The 10,668-nt window shown below is 46.1% G+C and carries 11 protein-coding genes; 5 read left to right on the forward strand and 6 right to left on the reverse strand.

Going from position 1 to position 10,668, the window contains the following annotated elements; translation table 11 throughout:
- The 5 genes from OEY64_12735 to OEY64_12755 all read left to right on the forward strand — a co-directional run.
- Positions 1-367, forward strand: a 367-nt coding sequence (locus OEY64_12735; protein ID MDH5543813.1) for a hypothetical protein, incomplete at its 5' end; no start/stop codon positions are given.
- A gap of 330 nt (positions 368-697) precedes the next feature.
- Positions 698-2,128, forward strand: coding sequence for a sigma-54 dependent transcriptional regulator (locus tag OEY64_12740; GenBank protein ID MDH5543814.1), 1,431 nt, complete (start codon positions 698-700; stop codon positions 2,126-2,128).
- A gap of 46 nt (positions 2,129-2,174) precedes the next feature.
- Entirely contained in the window at positions 2,175-2,858 is a 684-nt protein-coding gene (locus tag OEY64_12745) for a cobalamin-dependent protein (protein MDH5543815.1), read from the forward strand.
- Positions 2,846-5,728 carry an ASKHA domain-containing protein gene (locus OEY64_12750; GenBank protein MDH5543816.1) on the forward strand — a complete coding sequence of 961 codons (2,883 nt, stop codon included), beginning with the start codon at positions 2,846-2,848 and terminating at the stop codon, positions 5,726-5,728. Before OEY64_12745 ends, OEY64_12750 begins: the two co-directional genes overlap by 13 nt.
- A complete protein-coding gene (locus OEY64_12755) occupies positions 5,725-6,762 on the forward strand; it encodes an ATP-binding protein (GenBank protein ID MDH5543817.1) in 1,038 nt (345 codons plus the stop codon). The genes OEY64_12750 and OEY64_12755 overlap by 4 nt, the downstream gene beginning before the upstream one ends.
- Positions 6,763-6,786: 24 nt before the next feature.
- On the opposite strand, the gene OEY64_12760 is transcribed toward OEY64_12755, so the two are convergent.
- From OEY64_12760 to OEY64_12785, 6 genes are all read right to left on the reverse strand, one after another.
- Complete coding sequence (locus tag OEY64_12760; GenBank protein MDH5543818.1) at positions 6,787-7,320, reverse strand: TlpA family protein disulfide reductase; 534 nt, start codon at positions 7,318-7,320, stop codon at positions 6,787-6,789.
- On the reverse strand, positions 7,313-8,176 hold the full coding sequence (locus OEY64_12765) for a hypothetical protein (GenBank protein ID MDH5543819.1): 864 nt from the start codon (positions 8,174-8,176) through the stop codon (positions 7,313-7,315). The genes OEY64_12760 and OEY64_12765 overlap by 8 nt, the downstream gene beginning before the upstream one ends.
- Complete coding sequence (locus OEY64_12770) at positions 8,176-8,940, reverse strand: formylglycine-generating enzyme family protein (protein ID MDH5543820.1); 765 nt, start codon at positions 8,938-8,940, stop codon at positions 8,176-8,178. The genes OEY64_12765 and OEY64_12770 overlap by 1 nt, the downstream gene beginning before the upstream one ends.
- Positions 8,937-9,380 (reverse strand): cytochrome c-type biogenesis protein CcmH, encoded by a 444-nt coding sequence (locus OEY64_12775; GenBank protein MDH5543821.1) that lies wholly within the window; start codon positions 9,378-9,380, stop codon positions 8,937-8,939. Before OEY64_12775 ends, OEY64_12770 begins: the two co-directional genes overlap by 4 nt.
- Before the next feature lie 23 nt (positions 9,381-9,403).
- On the reverse strand, positions 9,404-10,147 hold the full coding sequence (locus tag OEY64_12780; GenBank protein ID MDH5543822.1) for an LPXTG cell wall anchor domain-containing protein: 744 nt from the start codon (positions 10,145-10,147) through the stop codon (positions 9,404-9,406).
- Positions 10,144-10,668, reverse strand: a 525-nt coding sequence (locus tag OEY64_12785) for a hypothetical protein (GenBank protein ID MDH5543823.1), incomplete at its 5' end; no start/stop codon positions are given. The genes OEY64_12780 and OEY64_12785, both read right to left, overlap by 4 nt.

The raw sequence follows: 10,668 nt of genomic DNA on the forward strand, positions 1-10,668 counted from the left end.
TACTACTTCTGAAGCTTTTCAACCCTCAAAAGGGGGGGGCTCTCAAAAGGCTGAACAGCTTTATCGACAGGCAATGAACGCCTATGGAAGCGCCGGATATCAGAAGGCTGTTGAGTTGACTACCGAAGCGATAAAAGCCGACCCAAAACATGCGAAAGCTTATACCCTTAGGGGAAAGGCGACAATGGGCCTTGGAGACATGGAAAGTGGCACGAAGGATCTGGATATGGCTATAAAACTCGATTCAACAATAGGCGAGGCATATTTCCTGAGGGCGCAGATGAGTGAGATCATGGGAGACATGGAAGGAGCGGAAAAAGATTATATAAAGGCGTGTGCGAACAAGTACAGCCAGGCGTGTAAATAGGCGGTTCCGGTCGGGATAATAACCAGGGATTGACCGTTATCTGGGAATAAAAAAGAGAAGAGAGAAATGAAAGATAAAAAATTTTCAGCTTTGGACTGGGCTATTCATTTCGGCGTGGCAATAAACCTTGTGGTCGCTGTACTGCTGGTTTGGTATTCGCTTTCACGTTAAGAATAGAGTAGTTTCATTTTCCATCAGTATTAATTCTGGTTCAAACCCGTTAAAAAATCGGAAAATTGCGGGGCAGAATGAGCGATTCGTGTCATATAGTGGAATATTTCGTTCAAATCTTGTAGAATCGGCCTGGAAAGTACGTTTTGAGGAGGATAGATGCAGGTAGAACCGATTGTCATTATTGATGATGACAAGTCAATTTGCAAGACATTGCAGATGCATTTTGAAAGGCAGGGGTCGAAGGTAATCACAGCGAACCTTGCCAAAGAGGGGATTGATACCTTGAATTCACTCACCTCAGCAATCGTTATCCTTGATGTCAAGCTGCCGGATGCGGACGGGATAGAGCTGTTGAAGCAGATCCAGGGTAAGGGTGGTGATTATTATTCCATAATAATCACCGCATTTCCGAATATGGATTCCACCATAAAAGCTGTGCAGAACGGCGTTGGGGAATATATCCATAAACCTATAGATATTCAGGAAATTGATGTGGCAATGGAAAAGGCCAGGGATTTCTTCGCCAGCAAAAAGGATACGAAGGTTTCCCTAGTGCCGATTCCGGTATACGATACATGGAGCGACCAGTTCATCGGCAAAAGTTCGACTATGAAAGAGCTTTTTAAAACGGTAGGTATGGTCTCAATGGGGAAGGCTACGGTTCATATCACTGGCGAGAGCGGAACTGGCAAGGAACTTGTTGCGAAAGCGATCCATCAGAACAGCCCGGATAAGGACGCCCCGTTCATCTCCATCAACTGCTCCGCGATCGTCGAAACTCTACTCGAATCGGAACTTTTCGGACATACAAAAGGTTCGTTTACCGGAGCGATAACCGACAAGGAAGGAAAATTCACCCTTGCAAATAACGGAACCATCTTTCTCGACGAGATCAGTGAAATGGATATCAATCTCCAGGCAAAACTTCTGAGGGTTCTGCAGGAACGGGAATTTTACGCGGTAGGCGGAAAAGAAAAGGTAAAAGTGAACTGCAGAATTATCTCTGCTTCAAACTCAGATATTGAAAGAATGGTAAAAGAGGGGAAATTCAGGGAAGATCTCTATTACAGGCTGAATGTCGTCAATATCCATATCCCCCCGCTCAGGGCGCGCAGAGAGGATATACCTGACCTGATCCTTTACTTTCTGGCAAAGATCGGAAACCAGAACGGGCGATACGTCAAATATATTTCACAGGAAGCGGTAAACTTTCTTTCGGCGCAGTATTGGAAAGGGAATGTCCGTGAACTTGAAAATGTTATCACGCATGTGGCTACCATGTCGCGAGAGGATACCTTGTCTCAAAAACATTTCACGCATTTAGTAAGTCCGGCACCTGTAAACGCCTATTCAAGATCAGACGATACCCAAAATGAAAAAGGGGCAAACGGAAACGGTTCCGATGGCGCGTACTCGCCGGTATCATTGAATATTGTTGAAGGCGAAATGGTTAAGAGAACCCTTGAGCATACCAAATGGCACAAGGGTAAAGCGTGCGAGATACTGGGAATAAGCCGTCCTCGACTTGACAGAAAAATCAAAAAATACGGCATTAAACCTAGCCAGCCGTACGCAGATGAAGAATAGCAGGCTGGCGGATCCCTTGCATCCCTGCGCAGATTAGACAAACCGGATGAGCTCCCTGAAAGAACTATCGCTCCTTGTACAGCAGGGGGAAAACGTCGAGGCAGTTGAATGCGCCACTGATCTTCTTGAAAAATCCGTCACTGTCGAAGAGATTATCGAAGCGGTATCGGAAGGGCTTACAATTCTTCGAAACAAATGTACCGTCGAAAACTTTCAGTTGCTGGACGTCCTCCTGGCCAGCAGGGCGATGGTTGAAGTCGTCGATGAGTGCATAGCGAGAAAACTTCAAAATGAAATGGATCGCCTTGCAGATGAATTTGAAGAGAAGGGAAAGCAGAAAAAGAACCGGACTCTTGTGATAGGGACAATACAGGGGGATGTGCATGATCTTGGGAAGCATATAATAGCAACCCTGTGCAGATTCAACAATTTTAATGTCATCGATCTTGGCAAGGATGTGCCGGTGGATAATTTTGTCAAAGCGGCTATTGCCGAGAATGCCGAGTTCATCGGGGTATCCAGTTTAATGACGGTATGCCTTCCAAGGATTAGCCAGATAAAGAAAAGTCTGCTGGAGAAGGGGGCATCGCATATCAAGGTAATAGGCGGCGGCTCGGCAGTTCAGCAGAGCAGAGCGGAGTCTCTCAATCTTGATTTCCTGGCGTTCGACGCATTTGAAGGCCTAGATTTCATGAACCTAAGCATGCCGGAAAAAGATTGGAATCATTAGAGAGGATCAGGTCGGTTGTCCGTTTCCAGCAAACCGACCGCCCCCCGGTAATACCGGAAATGATCGCCGTTACGGCGACTATAGCTGGAGTATCACCAAGAGAGTACGCTAGATCGGGCGACATAGTTGCAGAATGCCAGCTATCCGCCCAGGAGCGGATTGGGCATGATGCAGTCTTCGCTATGGCAGATCTCTGCGTTGAGGCGGAGGCTCTCGGCTGCAAACTCGAATTCCCCGAAGATAATTATCCCTATGTAAAAGAAACGATATTAAGCGACCTTGAAGGGCTGAAGAGATTGGTAATTCCCGATCCTGCTAAAGACGGAAGAATGCCTGAAATGCTGAAAGCCGTAAGGCTCATGAAAGCGAAGGTAGGGGGGAAGATCCCCGTCATGGCTCACACGATAGGACCGCTGACACTAGCGTCGCGGATCATGGATATCGAGAAAATGCTCTACATGATGGTGGATAATCCAGAAAAGTTCAACGCAATTCTCGAATTCTGCCTTAGCGTATCGACGGAGTTTGCATCAGCTCTCGTAAAGGAAGGTGCGGACGGGATCATCGTATTTGATCCAACTGCATCCCCTTCGGTCCTGCCGGCGAAAATATTCACGCAGTTCGAGCTTGGGATGCTGCAAAGAATGTTCTCAAAGATCAGGGAGATAAATCCGGAGATCATTACATGGTATTCGGTGGCAGGGCCGCTACAGACCAATCTCTCGATACTGAATGCGGTAGCCGCAGATATTTCCACTTTTGATTATGTGGTTCCCGTGGAAACAGCGTTGAAATATTGCGGTTCGACGGTATTGAACGGAAATATTAAGCCATACCTCTTTCTTGAGGGGACTCCCGATGCGATAAGGAAGGAGTCTGCCAGCCTGCTCAAGGCAACACGGATGATGGAGCGCTTCATCCTGGGGAGCGGTTGCGAAATACCGCTCTATTCGAAAATTGAGAATATCACCGCAATGGTGGATGCGGTGAAAGAGGAATCCGAAATGGTGGAAGCGGTTAACACGGAAATGGATGGTTTTCAGGAAGTGAGGATTTTCCCTCACAGAAAAAAAATATATGTGAAGAAGGGGAGCAGCCTCCTTGAGACTATTCATAATTCCGATATCGGGATAACCAGCTACTGTGATAAATCAGGTTCCTGTGGAAAGTGCGTCGTAACATTGAAAAACGGTGAAGTAAAACCTCCGGGAAAAATCGAAAAACTCCAGTTGACTGCGCAGAAAAGTGGTGAAGAGGAAAGGCTCGCCTGTTGTATAGGGGTGCAATCGCCGATGGAGATCTACATACCTTATAAAACCAGAATATTCAGGGGCTACTCAAACGTGCCGATTGAAATGTATAAAAGTTCCATAAAACAGGAGTTGGAAAAGCAGAAATTCAAGCCGAATATCTCCATTTTCAACCTGTCACTTGGAACTGACGGCAAAAGGGGTATTCCTCTGGAAAAAATCCTGAAGGATGAATTTCCCGGCTTCAGTATCTGTGAACAGGCAAGAAAGAAGTTCCCCCTTTATGAGCGAAACGGCCACAAAGAGGCGTCACTGGTCATCGATAATCATGAGAAACTTATTATGGATGTTACCAACAACAAAAGGGTATATGGACTGGCGATTGACATAGGTACGACCACAATATCCGCATACCTTCATAACCTGAACGATGGAAAGCTGGAGTGCGTCGGCTTTACGGCAAATGGGCAGAACCAGTGGGGGGCGGACATAATAACAAGGGCCGCAAAAATAGCGGAGGATCCGAAACTTCTGGAAAAAATGCAGGAGAGGCTTGTCGAAGAGATCAACACGCTAATATCGGGATTTCACCGGGATTATTCCATTTCGAACGATTGCATCTACGAGATCGTAGCTGTGGCAAATCCGGTCATCACACACCTGTTCCTTGGAATAGATCCTAAACAACTTACGGAATCGCCGTTCATTTCAAGTTTATCGGGATGGACGACTGTTCCGCTCGACTATAAGCCGGCGTTGGCTCATCTTTCAGTAAACCAGTGTTGCATGATTAATGTAATGCCTGAGATCGGCGGATTTGTCGGGGGGGATGCTGTCGCTGGAGTAATGGCTACCGGGATGCATGAAAAAGAAGAACTATCAATATTTATAGATGTTGGGACGAACGGCGAGGTTGTGATTGGCAACTCCAAAAGACTTGTAAGCACCTCTCTTGCGGCAGGCTCGGCGTTTGAGGGAGCCCACCTTTCACACGGGCGGGCGTGCCAGAATGGCACGATACACAAAATCAATTTCGACGATGATGGGAATATATTCTGCAATACGCTTGGCGGTGCGGTTCCATTCGGATTATGCGGTTCCAGTGTAATTGACGCCATAGCAGGTTTTTTAAGAAAAGGGATCATTGACAAGCGGGGACGCTTTACCACTGACGGAAAGTGGCCTCAGGTAAAAGGGGACCGTTTTATACTAGTGCCAAAACAGAAGGCAGCCACCTTCTCTCCAATCTATATTTCCGCCAAGGATATTGAGGAGATCCAAAAGGCAAAATCGGCAATTCGAACAGGGATAGACCTTCTGATGAAAGATATGGGGGTAACTCCCGACATGATCAAAAATGTATTCATATCAGGGTCATTTGGGATATGCATCGACGAGAAAAATGCCAAAACTATTGGGCTGATACCCCATTTCCCGCAAGCGAAATTCAATTCGATAAAGAACTCAGCCGGGGTAGGCTCGCGCCTTGCCCTACTTTCCATGAACGCAAGGGAGAAAGCGGAAAAAATAGCATCATTTGCCGAGCATGTGAACCTGGCGAATAATCCTGAATTCAACAATATGTTTATTGATAATATGCTGTTCAAGGAGGCAAATTGAAAGAGCAGTTCTTTAAAAGACTCCTTGATAATGCCAATGACCTGATATGGTCCATAGACATGGAAGGTTGTTTTACCTATATAAACGACAATATCAAGGATTGGGGCTACGACAAGGACGAGTTGATCGGAAAGCCTTTGCTCAACATACTCAATACTCAGCATATAATCAAAAGGGATCATAAAACCTTTGGGGCTGACACGAAAGAGATCTATGAGATGGAAACGCTTGATAAGTACGGAAAGATTCACAGGGTCATTGTCAGCTCCTCGCCATTGAAGGACGACGACGGCGTGATAGTCGGCGTAATGGGAATTATCCGCGATGTGACTGAGAACCAGAAGCTCCAGGAAAGATTGAAAACGGAAGAGCAGCTCGCGTCGCTAGGGAGGCTTGCGATAGGTATCGCCCACGAGATACGAAATCCTCTTTCCTCGGTGAAAATGAATCTTTCAATCTTGAAAAGCAGGTTGAATCCGAAGGAAGACGATCTTACGCATTTCAATATCGCGCAGGATGAAGTCTTTCACCTGGAAAAGATAGTAACAGAGCTTCTGGATTACGCAAAACCGGCCCCATTGGATCTTCACAGGCATAATCCGCATAATGTGATCGAGGAGACTATATCGCTTCTGAGCCCCCCAGGGAGTACGGATGATTTTGCTATTAAGAAAAGTTTTATTTCCAAGGTTCCAATGATATTGATGGACAAGGGAAAAATACATCAGGCTTTGCTGAATATACTTATTAACGCCATACAGGCATCAAAGCCCGGCGGAATAATCGAGATTAAAACGGAGCTGGTTGAGCCTGCCAATGATAAATTCAGGATAACAGTCAAAGATAACGGTGACGGGGTAAGTCCCGAAGACGCGAAATATGTATTCGACCCGTTTTTTACAAAAAAGGCGAAAGGGACTGGGCTTGGGCTCTCAATTGTCAGGAATATCATGAACAATCATAACGGCGACGTCCGGCTGGAATCCACTCCGGGAAAAGGGGTATCGGTTTACCTTGAATTGCCGGTCAGCTGAATTACTTTACTGGCGGATAGGGCGTTACGATTCCTTTTTTGGGAGTATCAGCTTTAGCCCCATTTTCATGACTCCCATGGTCATTTCGCCCATATAGGTGTATCTTATGACCCCTTCCTTGTCTATGAAGAAAGTTGTCGGAAGGCCGAACACTTCGAATTTGTTATTTACGTCACCCGATTCGTCGAGGAGAACGGTGAATGTATAACCGTTTTTATCTATGAAATCCTTTACGACATCTTTTTTCTCCTTGGCGTTTATCAGTACCATCGCAAGTCCTTCACCTTTTCTTTCCCGGTAAACCTTTTCGAGTTCAGGCATCTCCTTTTTACATGGGAAGCACCACGTTGCCCAGAAGTTTATTACCAGCGGTTTACCCTTGAAATTTTCAAGCGTGGCGTGTTTGCCATCCAGGTCGACTAGCGAAAAGGATGGCGCCGGTTTAGGTTCCTGCGGAGGCGGGGGTTTCATCTCACCTTCAAAGCATGCGGGCGCGAAGAAAAGGAGAAGCGCAAGAGAGATAATTGGAAAGACGAATTGATGCAAGATCCTAGCCATTTAGCATCTCCAGAAAACTCTCAGGGTAAACGATGGGAAGATTCCAGCGGAATATCCTGTCTTTGGTACCCCCGATATTTTTTAAGCGAAGCTCAAACCATTCCGTATCCTTCCCTATGATGGGGGGATTGTTGTTTTTGTCAAAACGTACTATCGACTCGAAGTGGTGTTTGTCGGCGGTCTGGAACCTCAACTGCCAATGGGTGGCGGGTTTAATCGTAGTCTGGCTGTTGGCAAGGAAAGATAGATTATCGAGGTCGAAAAGATCAACCTCCCCTTCATGCACTGAAAAACTGACGATAAACACATGGTATTTATCCAGCTCGTAAGTTTCGATAAGGTTTTCGCCTCCGATTGAATATAGGTACTCTGGAGTTGCGTGTATGACGTCACAATAAATATCCCCTTGGCCTAGATCGTTTCTCCATACAGCTTCATGAACCTTTTTTCTGGCTTCAAAAGAAAAGCGGGATTTGGTAGTAGGGTACATTTCATCAAGATATTTAATGATCATTTCCGCTTCCCGTGCGGATATATCCACATTCTCCTTCAGACGCATCCTCTCGACTACCTGGAACCATCCGGCGGGAGAGAGAACGGCTGTGATCATGGCCGCTTCGCCGTGGCACTTTCTGTAGCAGTTGTTTTGGTAGACTGTCCGAATTTCGTCGTGTGTAAGGTTGGTGATCTGTCCGGTGTTAAAGAGGAAAAGACGCGCATTGTGTTTGAGAGAGTCAAAATCGTTTCTGAAGTCTTGAAATGAATTATAAAAGGAAAAATAGAAGATCAGGAAAAATGCCATGAAAAGGCCCAGCAGATAGGATAAAAGCGAAAAGAAGTTCCAGATAAGTTTCATTAGTCGATATTATACGCGCAGCGGAAGCCGTAATCATTGAATTTGCTCTCGGGCTCATCGCCGAGCCTCGTTGCGGAGCGGAGGCTTTCCGCCGGGGAGAGCCATGAGCCCCCTTTAAGGAGTCTCAGCCCTTTTTCGGCATCATACCATCCGTCAACCCATTCCCACACATTACCGGCCATGTCGTAAAGCCCGAATTCGCTTTTCCCCGATTCGATTGAACCTGTTTTCCGCGTCCCCCCAAGTTTGGAGGATATACTCTCTTCAAGCTCGTAGGAGCCAACCTTTAGCGAGTTATCAAGTCCTGAACCGCTATAGACGGCGTTATCCTTGCTGAATTCATCTCCCCAAGGGTATACGGTGCCTCGCGTTCCACGCGCCGCGGTTTCCCACTCCTCTTCAGATGGCAGCCGTCCATTCACCTTTCTGCAGTAGTCATTGGCCATCTGCCAGGTTACGTTTACTGCCGGGTGTTCCGCGAGGTTCAGCGGGTAAGTAAAGTTTGGAAATATGGAGGAAAAAGCGCTGTTGGTCACTTCCATAGCATCAATTCTAAAACTATTCATTTCCACTTTTCTCTCAGGCGATTCGTTTTTATACCAGTCCCATTTTGCTTTCGTGCTTACCATCTGTTTCTTTAAGGCTTCGGTATCGGTTCCGACAGTTGCTTTAAAGGCCGCGACGGCTACTTTTTTGTCGACAGCGGCGGACGAGGCGGCATGTATCAGGATGAATGCCGCCACCAGAGTTATTATTGTTCTCATTTCGATCTCTTGAAGAACAAGCTTTCAATTACAAGCATTAGAACCGTGTAGATAAGTACGGTCCATACCGCCACGATAAGTATGAAGAGGACGATATCCTTTAAAGGATATCCACCGCGCGTCACCTGGTACCATTTGCCGGATACTCTTTGCGCTGGAGTAAGAAGTGATTCACGTCCGTATCTTTTATAGAAGTAGGCGATTATCTCATCTTTGGTCATGCCGCTGCTAAGTTTACTTCCAATATTGTCTTTCCAATCAAGGCCGCAGCTCATATGGCAATCCTCTAGCACCATCGGACATTCGCACGGGCAGGCAAGATCATGTGATACACCCATAACAGTATTGTCCGACGCGGGATTGGAAAATATGAACTTGGAACTCATGTATGAAATCGTAGCGAACAATGAGATTGTAAAGATGGCGAATTTAAGTTTCATGTCAGTTGATAATTAATTGCAATTTAATTCTTCTTCCTGCGCAAGTAAAACAATGCGGCAAGGGCCAATACCCCGGCGCCAAGCAGAAGCTCACCGATATTTCCATCAAAGAAGCCTTGCGTGGACATCGATTCATATTTAATGTCTACCGATGGTCTGGTATCTTCCTTGAAATAGGAGATGTTGAATACCTTTTCCTCTTCCGCTTTAACATCATTAAAAGTATATTTTGTATATTCAAAATCCTTTTTGGTGTATGTCTCTTCGGAAGACGGGGTAATAGTGAAGTCCTTTACCCTGTAAGGCCTCTGGATATCCACTTCCAGCGTTTGGATATCGTAATAAGTGAAAACGGAAAAGGTGAATTCCCTTTTGGCATTTTCCTTTATCGGGAATGGAGAGTATTTATAGTCGATGAAAAAGTCGGAATAGGGGAGGCCTATTTTGACGAAATTCCTTGCATCCCCTTTGGCGATATCGTAAAGCTGACAGAAGTGCTGACCGCCCGGCGACAGGCTACATGCGTCAGTCAATTTATCCACCCCTTGCGGAATGCTGAAAGTAACATGCTTTGGAAACATGGTACGATCGGCAAATTTCCCTTCCTGGACGACAAGCACCGATTGTGAATCGTATTCGGGCATGATTGTAACCTTCATTCTTCCAATTTTCAGGATATCTTCCGCGTAGGATAGAGAAGAGGGAAGAGCCAAGCAGGCGAGGAACAAAACTGCGTATAGAACTATTGTGGAAAATTTGTTGCTCATTCCTTCTCCATGTTTCCCATATCGTGATGATGACCGTTGTGTCCGGTAGCATCAGGCACGAATCTTCCAACAAGAAAGCTCTTGTAATTAGTCATTTGGCCGCTAAGGATCAAGATTGATGCGGCAAGAACCACAGCGCCGCTCAATTTCCTTATTATATCTCTTCCGCTATCAGAATTCGTCCTGGAGCAAAGAAACAGTAGAAGTATCTCCGCTCCAAATATAGCGCTGGTTGTACCGAGAGTGTAGAAGACAAGCATTACAGCCCCGATACCTGCAGTTTCAGCAGAGCCGTTCAAGGCAAATATCGAAGTGAGTGTAGGGGTAACGCAAGGTTTATACGCGACCGCCATTGAAGCGCCGAAAAGGAGGAGAACCGCCGGAACACCGAACAACGTCACCCTCCTCGGTTGATCCTTAATTGTCAGGAGACCGATGAGATACAGTCCGGTTAGGCCGATTATGACACCTCCAAACCGGTTTAGAAGTTCGTTATATCTGAAGATCGCTCTGCTAATGGA

This window comes from Nitrospinota bacterium (assembly GCA_029881495.1).
In the GTDB taxonomy this organism is placed as follows: Bacteria; Nitrospinota_A; UBA7883; order JACRGQ01; family JACRGQ01; genus JAOUMJ01.